At 72.4% G+C, this 19,254-nt stretch carries 14 protein-coding genes and 1 tRNA gene; 9 read left to right on the forward strand and 6 right to left on the reverse strand.

Annotated elements, in window-relative coordinates:
• Positions 1-2 precede the first annotated feature (2 nt).
• The 3 genes from lon (at position 3) to ACQEUR_RS00145 (ending at position 4,855) form a co-directional block, all read left to right on the forward strand.
• Positions 3-2,345, forward strand: coding sequence for an endopeptidase La (gene lon / locus ACQEUR_RS00135; RefSeq protein ID WP_433023736.1), 2,343 nt, complete (start codon positions 3-5; stop codon positions 2,343-2,345).
• Positions 2,346-2,495: 150 nt separating this feature from the next.
• Positions 2,496-4,418 carry an ABC transporter ATP-binding protein gene (locus tag ACQEUR_RS00140; RefSeq protein ID WP_433023738.1) on the forward strand — a complete coding sequence of 641 codons (1,923 nt, stop codon included), beginning with the start codon at positions 2,496-2,498 and terminating at the stop codon, positions 4,416-4,418.
• Positions 4,419-4,471: 53 nt separating this feature from the next.
• Positions 4,472-4,855, forward strand: a complete 384-nt coding sequence (locus ACQEUR_RS00145; RefSeq protein WP_433023740.1) for a hypothetical protein — start codon at positions 4,472-4,474, stop codon at positions 4,853-4,855.
• A gap of 22 nt (positions 4,856-4,877) precedes the next feature.
• On the opposite strand, the gene ACQEUR_RS00150 is transcribed toward ACQEUR_RS00145, so the two are convergent.
• On the reverse strand, positions 4,878-5,207 hold the full coding sequence (locus ACQEUR_RS00150) for a helix-turn-helix domain-containing protein (protein ID WP_433023742.1): 330 nt from the start codon (positions 5,205-5,207) through the stop codon (positions 4,878-4,880).
• Between the two features lie 90 nt (positions 5,208-5,297).
• On the opposite strand from ACQEUR_RS00150, the gene ACQEUR_RS00155 reads away from it, so the two are divergent.
• A complete protein-coding gene (locus tag ACQEUR_RS00155; protein ID WP_433023744.1) occupies positions 5,298-6,452 on the forward strand; it encodes a MalY/PatB family protein in 1,155 nt (384 codons plus the stop codon).
• A gap of 379 nt (positions 6,453-6,831) precedes the next feature.
• Positions 6,832-7,518, forward strand: a complete 687-nt coding sequence (locus ACQEUR_RS00160) for a C39 family peptidase (protein WP_433023746.1) — start codon at positions 6,832-6,834, stop codon at positions 7,516-7,518.
• A gap of 113 nt (positions 7,519-7,631) precedes the next feature.
• Here the strand turns inward: ACQEUR_RS00160 and ACQEUR_RS00165 are convergent, their stop codons facing one another.
• Entirely contained in the window at positions 7,632-8,834 is a 1,203-nt protein-coding gene (locus tag ACQEUR_RS00165; protein WP_433023748.1) for a low temperature requirement protein A, read from the reverse strand.
• 165 nt (positions 8,835-8,999) lie between these two features.
• Here ACQEUR_RS00165 and ACQEUR_RS00170 point away from each other — a divergent pair, with 165 nt between their 5' ends.
• Together ACQEUR_RS00170 and metH are read left to right on the forward strand one after the other, a co-directional pair.
• Positions 9,000-9,845, forward strand: coding sequence for an SAM-dependent methyltransferase (locus ACQEUR_RS00170; protein ID WP_433023749.1), 846 nt, complete (start codon positions 9,000-9,002; stop codon positions 9,843-9,845).
• Positions 9,846-10,073: 228 nt separating this feature from the next.
• Positions 10,074-13,664, forward strand: a complete 3,591-nt coding sequence (gene metH / locus ACQEUR_RS00175) for a methionine synthase (RefSeq protein ID WP_433025810.1) — start codon at positions 10,074-10,076, stop codon at positions 13,662-13,664.
• A gap of 103 nt (positions 13,665-13,767) precedes the next feature.
• Here the strand turns inward: metH and ACQEUR_RS00180 are convergent, their stop codons facing one another.
• Together ACQEUR_RS00180 and ACQEUR_RS00185 are read right to left on the reverse strand one after the other, a co-directional pair.
• Entirely contained in the window at positions 13,768-14,256 is a 489-nt protein-coding gene (locus ACQEUR_RS00180; RefSeq protein WP_433023751.1) for a type II toxin-antitoxin system PemK/MazF family toxin, read from the reverse strand.
• A 33-nt stretch (positions 14,257-14,289) separates the two neighbouring features.
• Positions 14,290-15,375, reverse strand: coding sequence for an NlpC/P60 family protein (locus ACQEUR_RS00185; protein ID WP_433023753.1), 1,086 nt, complete (start codon positions 15,373-15,375; stop codon positions 14,290-14,292).
• Positions 15,376-15,569: 194 nt separating this feature from the next.
• On the opposite strand from ACQEUR_RS00185, the gene ACQEUR_RS00190 reads away from it, so the two are divergent.
• Positions 15,570-17,696 carry a DUF4153 domain-containing protein gene (locus ACQEUR_RS00190; RefSeq protein ID WP_433023755.1) on the forward strand — a complete coding sequence of 709 codons (2,127 nt, stop codon included), beginning with the start codon at positions 15,570-15,572 and terminating at the stop codon, positions 17,694-17,696.
• A gap of 239 nt (positions 17,697-17,935) precedes the next feature.
• Positions 17,936-18,649 (forward strand): spermidine synthase, encoded by a 714-nt coding sequence (locus ACQEUR_RS00195; protein WP_433023757.1) that lies wholly within the window; start codon positions 17,936-17,938, stop codon positions 18,647-18,649.
• Between the two features lie 146 nt (positions 18,650-18,795).
• On the opposite strand, the gene ACQEUR_RS00200 is transcribed toward ACQEUR_RS00195, so the two are convergent.
• Positions 18,796-18,867: transfer RNA gene (locus ACQEUR_RS00200), tRNA-Lys, on the reverse strand.
• Positions 18,868-19,031: 164 nt separating this feature from the next.
• A complete protein-coding gene (locus ACQEUR_RS00205) occupies positions 19,032-19,247 on the reverse strand; it encodes a hypothetical protein (RefSeq protein WP_433023759.1) in 216 nt (71 codons plus the stop codon).
• Positions 19,248-19,254: the final 7 nt, after the last annotated feature.

The raw sequence follows: 19,254 nt of genomic DNA on the forward strand, positions 1-19,254 counted from the left end.
TGATGGCAACTCTTCCGGTTCTTCCCTTGACCGACGCTGTCCTTCTGCCCGGCATGGTCATCCCGGTGACCCTCGACGCCACCACCCAGTCGGCGGTGGACGCCGCCCGGGCGACGGGCGACAAGAAGCTCCTCGCCGTACCCCGGGTCGACGGGGAGTACGGATCCGTCGGCGTGATCGCCACGATCGAGAAGGTCGGCCGGCTGCCCAGCGGCGAACCCGCCGCGGTAGTACGCGGCCTGACCCGGGCCCGGATCGGCTCCGGCGTACCCGGCCCCGGCGCCGCGCTCTGGGTCGGCGCCACCGAGCTGGACGAGGCCGCCCCCGCCGGTAAGGCCAAGGAGCTGGCCCGGGAGTACCGGGCGCTGGTCACCTCCCTGCTCCAGGAGCGGGGCGCCTGGCAGGTCGTCGACGCGATCGAGCGGATGACCGACCTCTCCGAGCTGGCCGACTCGGCCGGCTACGCGCCCTGGCTGACCCTGGAGCAGAAGATCGAACTGCTCACCGCGCCGGATGTGACGGCCCGGCTGGAGCTGCTGGTCGGCTGGGTGCGCGACTTCCGGGCCGAGCAGGAGGTCACCGAGCGGATCAACTCCGACGTCCGGGAGGGGCTGGAGAAGTCCCAGCGCGAGTTCCTGCTCCGGCAGCAGCTCGCCGCGATCCGCAAGGAGCTCGGCGAGGACGAGCCGGACGGCTCGGCCGACTACCGCACCCGCGTCGAGGCCGCCGACCTGCCCGAGAAGGTCCGCGAGGCGGCCCTGCGCGAGGTCGGCAAGCTGGAGCGGGCCAGCGACGCCTCCCCGGAGGTGAGCTGGATCCGTACCTGGCTGGACACGGTGCTGGAGATGCCGTGGAGCACCCGTACCGAGGACAACACCGACCTGGTGCAGGCGCGGGCGGTGCTGGACGCCGACCACGCCGGCCTGGCCGACGTGAAGGACCGCATCCTGGAGTACCTGGCGGTGCGCAACCGGCGCGCGGCCCGCAACCTCCAGGTCGTCGGCGGTCGCGGTTCCGGCGCCGTGCTGGCCCTGGCCGGCCCGCCCGGGGTCGGCAAGACCAGCCTCGGCGAGTCCGTCGCCCGGTCGCTCGGCCGGAAGTTCGTCCGGGTCTCGCTCGGCGGCATCCGCGACGAGGCCGAGATCCGCGGCCACCGCCGGACGTACGTCGGCGCGCTGCCCGGCCGGATCGTCCGGGCGCTGCGCGAGGCCGGCTCGATGAACCCGGTCGTGCTGCTCGACGAGGTGGACAAGATCTCCGCGGGGTACGCCGGTGATCCGGCCGCCGCGCTGCTGGAGGTGCTGGACCCGGCGCAGAACCACACGTTCCGGGACCACTACCTGGAGGTCGACCTCGACCTCTCCGACGTGCTCTTCCTCGCCACCGCGAACGTGGTGGAGTCGATCCCCGGCCCGCTGCTGGACCGGATGGAGCTGGTCACGCTCGACGGCTACACCGAGGAGGAGAAGGTCGCGATCGCCCGGGACCACCTGCTGCCCCGGCAGCTGGAGCGGGCCGGACTGACCGCCGACGAGGTGAGCGTCGCCGACGAGGCGCTGGGCCGGATCGCCGCCGAGCACACCCGCGAGGCGGGGGTACGGCAGCTCGAACGCGCCCTGGCGAAGATCCTGCGCAAGGTCGCGGTCGCGCTGGCCTCGACCGACGGCCCGGTTCGGGTCGGCGTGGACAACCTCGCCAGCTACCTGGGACGGCCGAAGTTCACGCCGGAGTCGGCGGAGCGTACGGCGGTGCCGGGGGTGGCCACCGGACTGGCGGTCACCGGCGCGGGCGGTGACGTGCTCTTCATCGAGGCGACCAGCATGGAGGGCGAGCCGGGGCTGACCCTGACCGGACAGCTCGGTGACGTGATGAAGGAGTCGGCGCACATCGCGCTCTCCTACCTCCGGTCGAACGGCCGCAAGCTCGGGCTGGACCCGAACGCGCTGGCCGGGCGGCGGATCCACCTGCACGTGCCGGCGGGGGCGGTGCCCAAGGACGGGCCGAGCGCCGGCATCACCATGGTCACCGCGCTGGCCTCGTTGGCCAGCGGCCGGGCGGTTCGCCCGGAGTTCGGCATGACCGGTGAGGTCACCCTCTCCGGTCGGGTGCTGCCGATCGGTGGGGTGAAGCAGAAGCTGCTGGCCGCGCACCGGGCCGGCCTGACCGAGGTGATCATCCCGGCCCGCAACGAGCCGGACCTCGACGACCTGCCTGCTCAGGTGCGGGAGGCGTTGACGGTGCACACGCTCGCGGACGTGGCGGACGTACTCGCGCTGGCCCTTCGGCCGGCCGGGGAACTGCCCGACCTCGGCACCGTCGACGGCCCGGCGCTCGCCGCGGCCTGACCGGTCCCGTCCGCAGGGGCGTCCCCGACACGGGGACGCCCCTGCGGCGTTTCTGCCCGACGGTTGACCTCGACATTGGTTGAGGTCCTAATGTCGGTCCCTGACGGTACGGTCCGTGCGGTCGGACCGGCCCAGCGGGAGGTAAGCGGAATGGACATGGAAGTCGCGGCGTGGCATTCGCTCTACCGGGCCACGAACGCCCAGCGGGACCGGCGGCCGTTCTCCCGGGCGACGCTGCGGCGCATCGGCGGCTTCGCCCGGCCGCACCGCCGCCGGTTGACGCAGTACCTGCTGCTCAGCGTGGTCACGGCGGTGCTGGCGGTGGCCACCCCGGTGCTCGCCGGCCGGGTGGTCGACGCGATCGTCAACGGTGCCGCCGCCGACCTGGTCATCAGGCTCGCCACCCTGATCGCGCTCGCCGCGGTGGCGGAGGCGGGGCTCGGGCTGCTCATCCGCTGGATGTCCGCGAACATCGGCGAGGGGCTGATCCTGGACCTGCGCACCGCCGTCTTCGACCACGTGCAGCGGATGCCGATCGCGTTCTTCACCCGGACCAGGACCGGGGCGCTGGTGAGCCGGCTCAACAACGACGTGATCGGAGCGCAGCGGGCGTTCAGCGACACCCTCTCCGGGGTGGTCGGCAACCTGGTGATGCTCGCCCTCACCCTGGTGGTGATGCTCGGCATCTCGTGGCAGATCACCCTGCTCGCCCTGCTGCTGCTGCCGGTCTTCGTGCTGCCGGCCCGGATGATGGGGGCCCGGCTGGCCGAGTTGCGCCGGGAGGGGGCCAACCACAACGCGGCGATGGGCACCCAGATGACCGAGCGCTTCTCCGCGCCGGGCGCCACGCTGATCAAGCTCTTCGGCCGGCCCGCGACCGAGTCGGCCGAGTTCGCCCTGCGGGCCCGCCGGGTCAAGAACATCGGCGTACGGTCCGCGATGCTCCAGGCGGTCTTCGTCACCGCGCTCACCCTGGTCTCGGCGCTGGCTCTCGCCCTGGTGTACGGGCTGGGCGGCTTCTACGCCCTGCGCGACGAACTCGACCCCGGCGCGGTGGTCGCGCTGGCGCTGCTGCTCACCCGCCTCTACGTACCGCTGACCGCACTGGCCAGCGCCCGGGTCGAGGTGATGAGCGCGCTGGTCAGCTTCGAGCGGGTCTTCGAGGTGCTCGACCTCGAACCGCTGATCAAGGAGCGGCCGGATGCCCGGAGGGTGCCGGACGGGCCGGTCTCGGTGGAGCTGGACCACGTCTCCTTCGGCTACCCCTCGGCGGACAAGGTGTCGCTCGCCTCGCTGGAGGAGGTGGCCACGCTGGACACCCGGGGCGGGGTCGAGGTGCTGCACGACGTCTCGTTCCGGGCCGAGCCGGGGCAGTTGGTCGCGCTGGTCGGCTCCTCCGGCGCCGGCAAGTCCACCATCGCCCAGCTGGTGCCCCGGCTCTACGACGTGGACGCCGGGGCGGTACGCCTGAACGGCGTGGACGTGCGGGACCTGACCGCGGAGGCGATCCGCGAGACGCTCGGCCTGGTGACCCAGGACGGGCACCTGTTCCACGAGACCATCCGGGCCAACCTGTTGCTGGCCCAGCCGGAGGCGACCGAGGACGAGATCTGGGACGTGCTGCGCCGGGCCCGGCTCGCCGAGCTGATCGCGACGCTGCCGGACGGGCTGGACACGGTGGTCGGCGAGCGGGGATACCGGCTCTCCGGCGGCGAACGGCAGCGGTTGACCATCGCCCGGCTGCTGCTGGCCCGGCCCCGGGTGGTGATCCTGGACGAGGCGACCGCGCACCTCGACTCCACCTCCGAGGCGGCGGTGCAGGCGGCGCTCGGCGAGGCGTTGGCCGGCCGTACCGCCCTGGTGATCGCGCACCGGCTCTCCACGGTCCGCGCCGCCGACCAGATCCTGGTGATCGAGCAGGGCCGGGTGGTGGAGCGGGGCACCCACACCGAACTGCTCGCCGCCGACGGTCGCTACGCCGAGCTGTACCGGACGCAGTTCGACCAGGGCGGGACGGACGCGCCCCCGGTCGGCCTCACCGAGGCGGAGCGGGGGGAACTGGTCGCCGGCTAGGCCGCGGCGCACCACCGTGGTCGGCGGGGCGCGGCGGCGGCGACAATGGCTCCGTGACGAGTGAGACAACCCCCGCCCAGCAGTCGCCGGCCGAGTCCGCCCCCGTCGAGCCGGTTCCCGCCCAGGCAGCGCCCGTCGCGGCCCCGGTGCCGGTCGCGGTGGTGCCGGCGCAGGCGTCGCCACCGCCCGGCGAGAACCAGCCGCACCCCACCAAGGTACGGATCGAGACCCCGGGGGCGACGATCGACATCGAGGCCAACGAGCCCCTCGCCGAGGTCGTCGCGACGGCGCTGCGGGTGTTCCACGAGGCGGGCGGCTGGCCCCAGGTCAACCGGGGCTCCGCCGGCTTCGCCCAGCTCGAGCGGCGCGACACCCATCCGGTCCAGCCCAGTTCCATGCCGTACGGCCCGGGGGCGTACCCGATCCAGACGCCGTAGCGGCGCCCCCGGGCGTTGGCCGTCAGGCGATGTTGAGCTCGATGTCACCGATCCGCGCCACCACGTTCAGGTGCCCGCCCAGACCGGAGACGTACTCGCGGAGGGTCTCCAGGTTGGTGACCGTACCGTTCTCGATCTGACTGATCCTCGCCTGCGACAGCCCTGCCGCCTCGGCCAACTGCGCCTGCGTCATCCCGAGCTGCCTGCGGAGCTCGGCCAGGTGGGTGCCGCTGACCGAGGCGAGCATCTGGGAACGGATCTCCGCCCGTCGTGCCACCCGCTCGACGTTGTCCCACTGCGGGTCGACCGCTCCGGCCCCGGCCTTGACGTCCCGCCAGTTCGAACCGCTCATGACCGTCCTCCTTCGCTCGTCACCGAGGAGTATAAGCCACACTTATATCGCGGTACCCGTACGGCCTGCCCCGGCGGTAACGTGCGGGGCATGGGTAACCCCTTGCAGACGCTCTCCCTGGCCGACCTCCGACGCCGCACCAGCGAGAAGTGGCGGCACTACCCGGCGGACGTACTCCCGGTCTGGGTCGCCGAGATGGACGTGCCGCTCGCCGAGCCGATCGCCCGGGCGGTCACCGACGCGATCGCGCTCAGCGACACCGGTTATGCCATCGGTACCGACTACGCCGAGGCCCTGGCCGAGTTCGCCGCCCGGCGCTGGGGATGGAACTTCGAGGTCGGACACACCCGGCTCGTGCCCGACGTGATGCTCGGCATCGTCGAGGTGCTGAAGCTGGTCACCGGGCACGGCGACGCGGTGGTGGTCAACCCGCCCGTCTACCCGCCGTTCTTCGACTTCGTCGCCGGGGCGGACCGGCGGGTGGTCGAGGCACCGCTGACCGCGGAGCACCGGCTCGACCCGGAGGCACTGGAGCGGGCGTTCGCCGAGGCGGTCGCGGGGAACCGACGCGCCGCCTACCTGCTGTGCAGCCCGCACAACCCGACCGGCACGGTGCACACCGCCGCCGAGCTGTCGATGGTCGCCGAGCTGGCCGACCGGTACGGGGTACGGGTCGTCGCCGACGAGATCTTCGCCCCGCTGGTGCACCCCGGGGTGACCTTCCTGCCGTACCTCTCCGTGCCCGGCGGTGAACGCGGCTTCGCGGTGCTCTCCGCGTCGAAGGCGTGGAACCTGGCCGGGATGAAGGCCGCGATGGCGGTTGCCGGTCCGGCGGCGGCGGCCGACCTGGCCCGGATGCCGAAGGTGGCCGCCGACGGGGCGAGCCACCTCGGGGTGATCGCGCACAGCGCCGCCCTGCGCCACGCCGAGCCGTGGCTGGACGAGCTGCTCGCCGGCCTGGACGGCAACCGCCGGCTCCTCGCCGACCTGCTCGCCGAGCACCTCCCGCAGGTGAGGTACCGGCCGCCGCACGGCACCTACCTGGCCTGGCTGGACTGCCGGGCGCTGGACCTGCCCGGCGAGCCGGCCGAGGTCTTCCTGGAGCGCGGGCGGGTGGCGCTGGTGCCGGGTGCGGACTTCGGCACCGGCGGCGCCGGGCACGCCCGGTTCAACCTCGGCACCTCCCCGGAGCTGATCACCGAGGCGGTACGTCGGATGGCCGCCGCGGTGACGCCCGGAAGGTGACATCGCGATCGAGCGTGATGCCTGTGGGGCATGAATATGCCGCTGAGGCATCACGCTCGTGCGCGGATGTGCTCTGCGCCGGGCCCGGCGGTGGCCGGTGGCGGGCCGGGGAACACGCGGCGGCCGGCCACGGTTACACCCGGGTACGACCGCAGTAGCGCCCCGGATTGGGGGCGCTCCGGTAGGGGCTTGTGTGCCCTGCCGTGAGGTGCGGTGCCGGATGTCCGATTTCCGGTCGTGATCGACTGTGTGTGTTGGGCGGTTGGCTGGAATGCCGGACCCCCGCCCACGGTTACACCACCGTACGCCCGGAGCACCCCCGCCCGGGCGTCGCGCATTCTCCCCCGGAAAATGGAAGGCGACCATCATCATGACTTTCGTGAACCGATGGCTACCGGCCATCACCGACACCCCCGTACGCAAGGCCGCGCTCGGTATCGCCGGGCTGGCCGTGGTCGGCGGCGCGTTCGCCGGACCGATCCACACCACCATCGACACCCCCACCCCGACCACCACCACCGCCGCGGCGGTGCAGGCCGTCGACGCGCGCCCCGCCGCGCAGGCGTCGAAGGTGCTGGGCTACGACTACAAGGCGCAGGAGAACTTCTACTACTGCGCCCCCGCGGCGACCCGGATCGCCCTGTCCGCCCAGGGACACACCCCCAGCCAGGACGAGGTCGCCAAGCAACTGGGCACCACCGAGGCCGGCACCAACTCCGCCGAGGACACCACCCGGGTCCTCAACACCGCCGGCGGTAAGGACTACCACACCGTGGCCATCCCGGACCCCGCCGCGAAACCCGAACAGGTCGACCGGCTACAGACCGACCTGGTCCACGCCATCGACACCAACCGGCCCGTGGTAGCCAACATCAAGGGCACCGCCACCGACGTCGACGGCGGCACCCACTCCTACGAGGGCGGGCACTACCTCACCGTCGTCGGCTACGACGACCACGGCCACAAGGTCAAGATCGCCGACCCGGCCGACCCGAACAACAACGAATACTGGATGACCAGCACCACCCTGGCCAACTGGATCGCCGAACGCGGCTACTCCGCATAACCGGCCAACACCAACCAACACCAACCGGTCATCACCGACAAGGGCCAGCCCCCACCCGGGAGCTGGCCCTTTCGTCGTACCCGGGCACCGGGCCGGCGCCGGGTCGGCCGACCTCACGGCCCGGTCTGCCGCTCGTTGAGCCGGGCGATGTGCCGGATGATCAGTACGGCGTACCCCACCATCACGGTGGCGAGCAGTCCCAGCAGCAGGGTCGGCTCCACGGCCACGGTGCTGACGGCGACGACCGCCGCGGCGCCCCCGACCCCGATGGCCACCCGCTCGAGGACGAGGAAACCCAGGGAGATCCATTGCAGCGCCAACCCGCAGACCATCCAGGTGACGACCGCCGCGGCCACCAGCAGCCGCAGGGGTTCGGGTAGCTGGTGCGCTCCGGCGTCGACCTGCCGCACGAGCTGGCCGAGACCCCAGCCCAGCAGCAGCAGCGCGGCGCCGAGCAGGCCGTGCAGGTACGCGTAACCGAGACCGGCGCCGAGCCGGCGGATGGCCAGGCCGGTGGAGACGAAGGTGGTGTAGACCCACCAGACCACCGCGGGTACGACGAACGCGAGCGCGGCGGCGCCGAGCACGGCGACCGGTGGACGGGGTGGTACCGCGTCCAGCAGGTCCATCAGGCTCGCGCCGAGCAGGATGATGGTGAACTGGCCGAGCCGTTCGGGCAGGTGTCCCGGGTGCACCGGCAGCCGGCGCAACCAGGGCCGGCCCACCCACGGGGTGAGGAACTCGACCACCATCCCGGCGACCCAGAACAGCGGCCGTACGTCGACGGGCGCGGCGAGGGACCCGAGCCACAGGATCCAGCCGGTGCCGAAACCGGTCAGGTAGACCGTGGTCACCTGTCGGGCCATCGGGCCGGTGTTGCGAACCCGCAGGTAGAGCGTCAACAGTGCGGCCCGGACCACCAGGTAGCCGAGCGGGAGCAGCAGGGTGCGGGGTGCCGCCTCGGCGCCGATCGCCATCATCCCCGCCCCGGCCATGCCGAGCAGCACGGCGAACCGGTGGGCGAGGTCGTCGGGGTCGAAGCGGGTGTCGTAGAACGCCTGCCCGACCCAGGCCCACCAGACGACGGCGAAGAGCCCGAAGGCCACCGCCGCCTCCCCGGCGCCCGGGCTGGCGCCGGTCAGCCGGCTCTGCACCGAGGCCAGGGCCAGCGCGAACACCAGGTCGAAGAAGAGTTCCAGCCAGGAGGCGTGGCGCTCGTCCTCCCGGCTCGGCAGCGCGGAGGAGGGCAGGCCCAGCCGGTCCGCGATCCGGCTCCGGCGGGGGCGCCGGCTCCGCGACGGACCGCGGTCAGACACGCCGCTCCCGCTCCGACTTCACAGCCGGTAATCATCCCGCGCCCCCTCGCCAGCGGGTGGGGGAACCGACCGAAACGAGGCCGCGTCCGGGGTACCGACGCGGCCCCTCGGCGCCGGGCCGACCGCGTACGATGGGCGCGACTTCGATCGAGGTCTGGAGGTGTCGTGGTCCACCCGAATCCCGCGTCGCCGTCGGCCGGTGGCGTCGCCGCCCGGATCGACACGACCGTGCCGCACCCGGCCCGCCGCTACGACTATCTGCTCGGCGGTAAGGACAATTTCGCCGCCGACCGGGCGTCGGCCGAGGCCATGCTCGCCGTCTATCCGACCGCCCGTACGGCCGCCATGGAGAACCGCCGGTTCCTCAGCCGCGCGGTGACCTACCTGGCCCGGGAGGCGGGGATCCGGCAGTTCCTCGACATCGGCACCGGCATCCCGTCGATGGACAACACGCACGAGGTCGCGCAGTCGATCGCGCCCGAGTCGCGGATCGTCTACGTGGACAACGACCCGATCGTGCTGGTCCACGCCCGGGCGCTGCTGAGCAGCACCCCGCAGGGGCGTACCGCCTATCTCGACGCGGACCTGCACCGGCCACGGGAGATCGTCAACCACCCGGACCTGCTCGCCACCCTCGACCTGGACCAGCCGGTGGCGCTGCTGCTGGTGGCGATCATGCACTTCGTCGTCGACGACGCCGACCCGTACGGGGTGGTGGACCAGTTGATGGCGCCGCTGCCGTCCGGCAGTTTCCTGGTCATGACGCACTTCACCGGCGACTTCCTGCCGCCGGAGCTGGCCCGGAAGATCGAGGCCGCCTGGCGGGAGAACCCGGCGAACGGGCAGGGCCGGTCCCGCAACGCCGAGGAGGTCGGCCGGTTCTTCGACAAACTCGAGCTCGTACCGCCGGGGATCGTGCCGCTGGCGCAGTGGCGGGCCGAGTCGGAGCCGCAGCCCCGGCCCGCGCCGGTCGACGTCTCGGGCTACGGGGCGGTCGGCCGCAAGCCCTGACCGGCGGCGACACCCCCGTCCACATGGCGGACGGACATGTCACCCCGCCGTTTCCCGTCCGGTATCCTCGGAAACCGGGCCGAGAGGCGCTGCAACGGGCGTGAGCCCGCCACGCTCGACCCGATGTCTACCGCAAGGGCGCCTCCGTTTCAGCGGAGGTGGTCAGTGGGCACGTCCTCGAACCGGGCCGACGGCCGGGAGTCCCGCACCCGGGCCCTGCGGGCCCTGCTGGACCAGCGGATCGCGGTGCTCGACGGCGCCTGGGGCACCATGTTGCAGGGCGCCGGCCTGACCCCCGCCGACTACCGGGGCGAGCGCCTGGTCGACCACTCGCACGACGTGACCGGCGACCCCGACCTGCTCAACCTCACCCGCCCGGACGTCATCCTCGACGTGCACCGGCAGTATCTGGCGGCCGGCGCGGACATCACCACGACGAACACCTTCACCGCGACGAGCATCGCCCAGGCCGACTACGGGCTGCAGGCGCTGGTGCCGGAGATGAACCTGCGCGGCGCGCAGCTCGCCCGGCAGGCCGCCGACGAGGTCGGTGGACGGTTCGTCGCCGGCTCGGTCGGGCCGCTGAACGTCACGCTCTCCCTCTCGCCCCGGGTGGAGGACCCGGCGTACCGGACGGCGACGTTCGACCAGGTCCAGGCGGCGTACGCCGAACAGATCCGGGCCCTCGCCGAGGGCGGGGTCGACCTGCTGCTGATCGAGACGATCTTCGACACGCTGAACGCCAAGGCCGCGGTCGCCGCCGCCCGCGAGGTCGCCCCGGACCTGCCGCTCTGGATCTCGGTCACCATCGTGGACCTGAGCGGCCGTACCCTCTCCGGCCAGACCGTCGAGGCGTTCTGGACCTCGATCGCGCACGCCGAACCACTGGTCGTCGGGGTCAACTGTTCGCTCGGCGCGGCCGAGATGCGCCCGCACGTCGCCGAGCTGGCCCGGCTCGCCAACACCTACGTCGCCGCTCACCCCAACGCGGGACTGCCCAACGCGTTCGGCGGCTACGACGAGCAGCCCGCAGAGACCGGCGGGCTGCTTCGGGAGTTCGCCGAGGCCGGCATGGTCAACATCGTGGGCGGCTGCTGCGGCACCACCCCGTCGCACATCCGGGCCGTCGCCGACGAGGTGGCCGGGTCGCCGCCCCGGCCGGTCCCCGCCCCGCCGGCCCGTACCCGGTTCAGCGGGTTGGAGCCGTTCGAGATCGGTCCCGACACGGGTTTCGTGATGATCGGGGAGCGGACCAACGTCACCGGCTCGGCGAAGTTCCGCCGGCTGATCGAGGCCGGGGACCACCAGGCCGCGGTCGACGTGGCGCTGGAACAGGTACGCGGCGGCGCCAACCTGCTCGACGTGAACATGGACGCCGACCTGCTCGACAGCGAGCGGGCGATGACCACCTTCCTCAACCTGATCGCGACCGAGCCGGAGGTCGCCCGCATCCCCATCATGATCGACAGCTCGCGGTGGAGTGTGCTGGAGGCGGGGCTGCGGTGCGTACAGGGCAAGGGCGTGGTCAACTCGATCAGCCTGAAGGAGGGTGAGGAGCCCTTCCTGGCGCAGGCGCGGCGGATCCGGGACTTCGGTGCCGGCGTGGTGGTGATGGCCTTCGACGAGCTGGGCCAGGCCGACACCGTCGAGCGCAAGGTGTCGATCTGCGGCCGCGCCTACGACCTGCTGACCGAGCGGGCCGGCTTCGCTCCCGCCGACATCGTCTTCGACCCGAACGTGCTGGCGGTGGCGACCGGGATCAGCGAGCACAACGGCTACGCCAAGGCGTTCATCGAGGCGCTGCCGCTGATCAAGCAGCGCTGCCCCGGCGCACGGACCAGCGGCGGCATCTCCAACCTGTCCTTCTCGTTCCGCGGCAACGACGTGGTGCGCGAGGCGATGCACTCGGCGTTTCTCCTCCACGCCGTACGGGCCGGGCTGGACATGGGCATCGTCAACGCCGGCCAGCTCGCGGTCTACCAGGACATCCCCGCCGACCTGCTCGAACTGGTCGAGGACGTGATCTTCGACCGGCGCCCCGACGCGACCGACCGGCTCGTCACGTTCGCCGAGACGGTGAGCGGGTCCGGTACCCGCCGGACCGTGGACCTCTCCTGGCGGGAGACCCCGGTCGAGGAGCGCCTGGCGTACGCGCTGGTGCACGGCATCGTCGACTTCATCGAGGCCGACACCGAGGAGGCGCGCAAGCAGGCGGCCCGCCCCCTCGACGTGATCGAGGGCCCGCTGATGGACGGCATGAAGACCGTCGGCGACCTCTTCGGCTCCGGCCGGATGTTCCTGCCGCAGGTGGTGAAGAGCGCCCGGGTGATGAAGCGTTCCGTCGCCTACCTGGAGCCGTACATGGCGGCGGAGAAGGAGCAGGCGCGGCTGGAGGGACGCGTCGACGCCGGCCGTGGCCAGGGCAAGGTGGTGCTCGCCACGGTCAAGGGCGACGTGCACGACATCGGCAAGAACATCGTCGGGGTGGTGCTGGGCTGCAACAACTACGAGGTGATCGACCTCGGCGTGATGGTGCCGGCCGCCCGGATCCTGGACACCGCGGTCGCCGAGGGCGCCGACGTGGTGGGGCTCTCCGGGCTGATCACCCCGTCGCTGGACGAGATGGTCACCGTGGCGGCCGAGATGCGGCGGCGCGGGCTCAAGCTGCCGCTGCTGGTCGGCGGCGCGACGACGTCCCGCCAGCACACGGCGGTCCGGATCGCCCCCGCGTACGACGGCAGCACCGTGCACGTGCTGGACGCGTCCCGGGTGGTCGGGGTGGTCTCCGACCTGATGCACCCGGAGCGTGCCGGCGAGCTGGACACGAGCAACCGCGCCGAGCAGCAGCGGCTGCGCGAGCAGCACGAGGGCCGGGAGCGGGTCGAACTGCTCACCCTGGAGCGGGCGCGGGCCAACCCGGAGCAGGTCTCCTTCGAGGAGCTGCCGGTGCCCGCCTTCACCGGCGTACGCCGGGTGCAGCCGGACCTCACCGAGCTGCGCAGGATGATCGACTGGCAGTTCCTCTTCCTCGCCTGGGAGCTGAAGGGGAAGTACCCGGCGATCCTGGAGCAGCCGGTGGCCCGGGAGCTCTACGACGACGCGAACACGCTGCTGGATCAGATCATCGCGGACGGCTCCTTCACCGCGCACGGCGCGTACGGCCTCTGGCCGGCGCATGCCGACGGCGACGACATCGTGCTCGACGCCGGCGGGGCGGCCGGCCGCGACGGCCGGCGCTTCCCGATGCTGCGCCAGCAGACGGCGAAGCCGGCGGGGCGGCCCAACCGGTGCCTCGCCGACTACCTGGCGCCGGCCGGTGACCACATCGGAGGGTTCGCGGTCGCCATCCACGGCGCGGAGACCCTGGCCGCCAGCTTCGAGGCCCAGCACGACGACTACCGGGCCATCATGGTGAAGGCGCTGGCGGACCGGCTCGCCGAGGCGTTCGCCGAGTACATCCACCTGGAGGCGCGGCGTGCCTGGTACGAGCCGGACGCCGACCCGGCGGTCGAGGACCTGCACGCCGAGCGGTTCCGGGGGATCCGGCCGGCGCTGGGCTACCCGGCCAGCCCGGACCACAGCCTGAAGCAGGAGCTGTTCGACCTGCTCGAGGCGGAACGGCTCGGGATGGGCCTGACCGAGTCGTTCGCGATGACCCCGGCGGCCAGCGTCAGCGGGCTGCTCTTCGGGCACCCCGCGTCCCGGTACTTCACGGTCGGTCGGCTCGGCCGGGACCAGGTCGAGGACTACGCCGTACGGCGGGGCATGGAGCTGGCCGAGATCGAGCGCTGGCTCCGCCCCAACCTCGGCTACCGCTAAGCACTAGGTGTAAGGAAGGGCCCCTTCTTATCGCTTTTTGTATAGGAAGGGCCCCTTCCTAACGCCTCTCGGGGCGAGCGGCGAGCGGCGAGCGGCGAGCGCGTCAGTGCCAGCCGTAGCCGGCGCGCAGTGCCTGGCAGATCCGGTTGAACCGGGCCTGGTCCAGCACCGCGCCCTCGCGCCGGATGCTGTCCTCGCGCATCGTGAGGACCCGGTCGAGCCGGATCCAGCTCGGCCGGTTGTCGCGGTCCCAGGAGCCCGGACCGAGCCCGAGCCAGTGCCGCTGGCCGTCCCGCTCGCTCTGGCTGGAGAGCATCAGCCCGAAGAGGGTACGGCTGACCCGCCCGACCACCAGCACCGGACGGTCCTTGCCCTGGCGTGGGTCGTCCTCGTACGGGACCCAGGTCCAGACGACCTCGCCGGGATCGGCCTGCCCGTCCAGCTCCGGTGCGTAGGTCAACTGGCGCCGTTGCAGGGCCGCGAGCTGGCGGCGCCGCGCGATCTGGGCGGGGCTGGGACCGGGGCCGGCGCTCGGCCTGCGTGCTGCGATCCGGCCGACCCTCGCCGCCACGCTCTTGAGGAGATTCGCCACGGCGCGCACCCTACCCGCTGGCGGAGAGTGGCCTCACTGCCCCAGGTACCGGCGTGCCCCGGCGTACTCGTGCGCGTACCGGTGCTCGTCGAGCCGGACGAGTTCGACGCCGCTCTCCTCGGTGTCGGTGTTGGTCGGCGCGTCGATCACGTAGCCGTCCCCGGCGTACATCCCGACGTGGTGGACCCGGCCGGCGCCGTTGTCGCGGGCGTAGAAGACGAGGTCACCCGGCCGGAGTTCGTCCAGGGCGACCGGTGTGCCGGCGGCCGCCTGGTCCTGGGCGTCGCGGGGGATGGTGATGCCGTGCGCCGCGTAGACGCTGTGGGTGAGCCCGGAGCAGTCGAAGCCGAAGCCGGCGGTGCCGGCCCACAGGTAGGGCAGGCCGATGAACATCCCGATGGTCCGCACCAGGTCGGATCCGGTCGGCGTGGGGATCGCGGCCGGCGAGGAGTACACCGAGACGTCGGTGGCGGCGAGCCACTTCAGGCCGTCGCTGGGCGTGGCGACCAGGACCGCCCGGGGTAGCCGGGCGACGACCGGCAGGCGGGTGTTGAAGCTCAGCTCGATGACCGGCCGGGTCTGGCCGGGGTCGGCGTAGAGCCAGGCGGTGGCGCTGGTGACCAGGGCGAACGGCCGGTCGGCGGCGAAGCGTCCGAAGAGCCGGCCGGCGGTGAGCTGCGCCGTGGGCAGCCAGCCGGGATAGCCCAGCTCGTGCCGGGGCGTCGGCTGACCGGGTACGACCACCTTGGCCCAGTCGCCGGACTCCTCCAGCACGATCACCCGTTGGCCGTAGGTTGCCTGGGTCTCCAGGTCGCCGATCAGCCACCGTCGTTCCGCCAGCGTCATGCCGGCGGTCCAGCGGCGGGGGTCGGCGGGGTTCGTCGTGGACGGCAGGTCCACCGGCCGGACCCGGCCGGGCTGCACCCACAGGGTGGCCACCGAGACGTCGACGTACGCGTCGCGCTGTCCGACGGCGGTGCCGGTGGCGCTGCCGGCCGTGGTGCTGGCGGCGGGCGCGGTGTCGGCGACGGGCGCGGCGCTGGCGGACGGCGCCATCGAGAGCAGCGACCCGAGGACGACCAGCGCGGGCAGAAGACTTCTGTGGGAGAGCCTCGTCATGGCAATATCCTCCGCCCCGCCGATGCTGGCTGGCAAGGATCTTCACCTGATCCGGCGAGTGCGGGGATCCGGAACGGAACCTGGTACCGGTGGCCGCGTCCTCGGCGGGTGGCGATCGGTCGGACTCGCGGACGGGGCGGCGGCGACGGCGGGCGGGCCGTACAGTGTCAGCACTATTCGATCTAGGAGGACTCGTGTCTGAGCCGCCGTCGGCACCGGGCTCCTCGGCGACCGCCGTACCCGAGCCCGGCGGCGCAGCACCCGGCGACGCGACACCGTACCTGCTGGTCATGCCGGTCGCCGACGGGGAATCGTCCGGTGTGGTCTGGCCCGGACCGGAGGGGAAGCCGGCCTGGGCGATCCCGGTCACGATCCCGCCGGGCACCCGCGGTTTCACGGTGTTCGTCCCGCTCGTGCAGGCCGCGCCGTCCACCCCGCCGTCGGAGGCGCCCGCGCCCGCGGTGCAGGTGGACCCGGCCGCGCCCCCGGCACGGGCCGAGGCGGCCCCGCCCGTGACGGAAGCCGCAACGAGCGCGCCGGCGGCCTCGGCGCCCGGCGCGGAGACCGGGGCCGGCACGCAGCCGCCGTCCGCTGTGGACCCGTCGTCGTCGGCGGCGGGGTCGGCCGAGGCGTCGTCACCCACGGTCCCGTCCCCCCGGTCACCGGAGACCGGCACCGCACCCGCACCGTCCGCTGCGGCCACGCCCGCCGCGGTAGCACCGCCACCGCCACCGGTACCGGCACCGAACTGGGGTGGGACGCCGGCCTACGGGCAGATGGGGTCGGTCCGGCCGTACCCGTCCAGGCCGGTTCCCCCGTCGTTCCTGCAGACGCGGTGGCCGGGGCCGAAGCCGGGGAAGGGCTGGCTGGTACCCGCCGCGGTCCTCGCCGGGGCGCTGGGGCAGGCGTTCTTCGTCCCGCTCAGCCGTGTCGGCATCGGTTGGCTGCTCGGCTGGCTCACGCTGACCGTCGGCGTCGTCTTCGCGGTCCGGCGGCCCGTCGCCGAACTGCCCCGCGCCGAACGGTGGATCCGGGCCGGCTGGGCGGCGGCAGCTCTGGCGCTGCTCTCGGTTCTCGCCTTCCGCAACGCCTGGTGGCTGGTGACGTTCTGCGTCCTCGGCGCGCTCGCCTGTGCGGCGCTGGCCATCGTGGGCGGCCGGCTCCTGCGGTCGATCCTGTTCAGCCTGGTGGCGGCGCCCTTCGCGGCGTTCCGCGGGCTGCCCTGGGTGCGTCAGCACGCCCGGGCCGGGACGAACCCCGGGCTGGCCCGCCGGATCACCTGGTCGGTGGCGGCCACCGCGGTCGTACTGATCGTCTTCGGTGCCCTGCTCTCGTCGGCCGACGTCGCCTTCTCCGCGGTACTCGCCGAGTTCGTGCCGGAGATCAACGTCGGCACGGTGTTCCGTTGGATCTTCCTGCTCGCCGTCGGCGGGCTGATCGCGGTCGCCGCCGTCTACACGCTGTCCGCCCCGCCGGACCTGTCCACCGTGGACAGTTCGAGTGGGCGTCGCCTCGGCATCGTCGAGTGGATGCCGGCCATCGCCGGGCTGACGCTTCTCTTCGGCGGCTTCGTGGCGGTGCAGTTCACCGTGCTCTTCGGCGGGCAGCGGCACGTACTGCGCACCACCGGACTCAGCTACGCCGAGTACGCGCGCAGCGGATTCTGGCAGTTGCTCGCCGTCACGCTGCTGACGCTGGCGGTGCTGGGCGGGGTGACCCGCTGGGCCCGGCGCGACCGGGCGATCGAGCGCATCCTCCTGCGTACCCTGCTCGGCCTGCTCAGCGCGCTCAGCGTGGTCATCGTGGTGTCGGCGCTGTCCCGGATGTACACCTACCAGAAGGTCTACAGCTTCACCGGGGAACGCATCTTCGTGATGGCGTTCGAGTTGCTGCTCGGCGCGGTCTTCCTGATGATCCTGGTCGCCGGGATCCGGTGGCGCGGGGCCTGGATCCCCCGGCTGACCGTGGGGCTCGCCGTGGTGATGCTGTTGAGCCTCGCCGCGATCAACCCCGAGGACTACGTCGCTCGCCGCAACATCGCCCGCTACCAGGAGACGGGCCGGATCGACGCCTGGTATCTCCGGGCCCTCTCCGCCGACGCGACACCGGCCCTTGCCAAACTGCCCGATCCGGTACGCCGCTGCACGCTGAGCTGGATCGCCGACGAGCTGGAGGAGCCGGATCCCTGGAACGCCTGGAACCTGGGGCGGGTACGGGCGCGCAACGTGCTCGACCGGCTCGGTCCGGACGCGATCGGCGGTCAGCGCGACTGCCGCGCCGCCGACCAGTTCGACCTGCCGAAGACCCGACCCCCCAGGTGACGACCCGCGCCGCGTCGGAACGCGCCCCGGCAGGTCCTGCTGGCCCGGCCCGGCGGTCCCGATATGCTGCGACGGCTGCCCGAGGGGTCGTCGCGGCAGTTGCCGGGCGGCCTCCCGCGGGCCGGTCGACTCCGGCCGGCGCACGAGCCAGCCGGCGGTGCCACGCCGGCCCGGCGGAAAGCCGCCGCCCGGATCGGCCGCCAGATCGGGCACCCCGCCGACCGGAAAGGGATGCGCCGATGAGTGCGCGGTTCGAGGAGCTGGACTGGCGCGAGACGCCGATGGGCGCGATCAGTCTGCGCCGGCGGCTCGACCCGTCGCTGAAGGTCGACGTCTACGAGGTCAAGCTCGACGACGAGTACCTGATGTCGAGCCTGTTCACGGTGGCCGAGATCGAACTTGCCCGGCTCGGCCTGGCGCGGCTGCCCGATGGCGACCTCGACATTGTCGTCGGTGGTCTCGGGCTCGGCTACACCGCGATGGCGGTGCTCGAAGACCCACGGGTACGCACCCTCACCGTTGTCGAAGCGCTCGGCGAGGTGATCGACTGGCACCGGCGAGGGCTGCTGCCGGCCACGTCCGGGCTGACCTCGGATGCGCGCAGCCAGCTGGTCCGGGGTGACTTCTTCGCCCTGGTCGCCGACGACCAGGGGTTCGATCCCGCCGCGCCGGATCGGCGCTTCCACGCCGTCCTGGTCGACATCGACCACTCACCGCGCCACGTCCTGCACCCGAGCCACGCCGCGTTCTACACGCCCGAGGGCCTGCGCCGGCTGACCGCCCGGCTGCGGCCGGACGGTGTCTTCGCGCTCTGGTCGGACGACCCGCCGGACGAGGAGTTCACCGGCATGCTGGCGGCGGTGTTCCGTACCGCCCAGGCGCACCCGGTGACCTTCCGGAATCCGCTGACCGGCGCCGAGGCGGCGAACACCGTCTACGTCGCGAGCCGGTAGCCACGGGCTCGGGGCGTCGCGCGGCCGTCGCGTCTGAATGGGGAGAATAATCGGCACATTGCGCCGGGCGGAAATGTGGCGGAACAAGAATCCACAGTTCTAAGTGTCGGCGTTTTCGCCAGGAGTCCGCACAACCGAATAATGTGTGGGCCGCCGGGGACTCGAACCCCGAACCTAAGGATTAAAAGTCCTCAGCTCTGCCATTGAGCTAGCGACCCTTCAACGCCCAGACTACCGCAAACGTTGCTACCGCCAGCTGGTGGCCGCGGTTCGTCGCGCGCGTGGCGGACAGGGTTGGGCTGAGACTAGCACGTAGATCGGGTGGCGATCGGCCCCTGTGTTCGGGCGGGGCCGATTGCGAGTGGTGACCCAACGGGCCGGGCTAAGTGGCTGGTTCCCGGTCGACCAGCAGATCCACAACTGACGCTTCGCACTGGTCGCACCACAACCGGTACCGGTTGGTGTGGTCGGACTCGCCGACCAGCCAGCGTGAGTGCCCCTGATGGCCGCTGGTGTCGGCGAGCCGGTCGAGCCGCTGCCAGAACTCGCCGCCGCCGAAGACGGCCTGCGGGATGTGGTGCGGTTCCGGCTCGGTCACGGGTCGA

Source organism: Plantactinospora sp. CA-290183 (genome assembly GCF_050936375.1).
Lineage (GTDB): Bacteria > Actinomycetota > Actinomycetes > Mycobacteriales > Micromonosporaceae > Plantactinospora.

Coding starts and splice junctions, on each gene's coding strand:
- ACQEUR_RS00150 (WP_433023742.1), bottom strand. CDS start 5,207: ATGAGCGGTTCGAACTGGCGGGACGTCAAGGCCGGGGCCGGAGCGGTC.
- ACQEUR_RS00185 (WP_433023753.1), bottom strand. CDS start 15,375: ATGACGAGGCTCTCCCACAGAAGTCTTCTGCCCGCGCTGGTCGTCCTC.
- ACQEUR_RS00155 (WP_433023744.1), top strand. CDS start 5,298: ATGGGTAACCCCTTGCAGACGCTCTCCCTGGCCGACCTCCGACGCCGC.
- lon (WP_433023736.1), top strand. CDS start 3: ATGGCAACTCTTCCGGTTCTTCCCTTGACCGACGCTGTCCTTCTGCCC.
- ACQEUR_RS00140 (WP_433023738.1), top strand. CDS start 2,496: ATGGACATGGAAGTCGCGGCGTGGCATTCGCTCTACCGGGCCACGAAC.
- ACQEUR_RS00195 (WP_433023757.1), top strand. CDS start 17,936: ATGAGTGCGCGGTTCGAGGAGCTGGACTGGCGCGAGACGCCGATGGGC.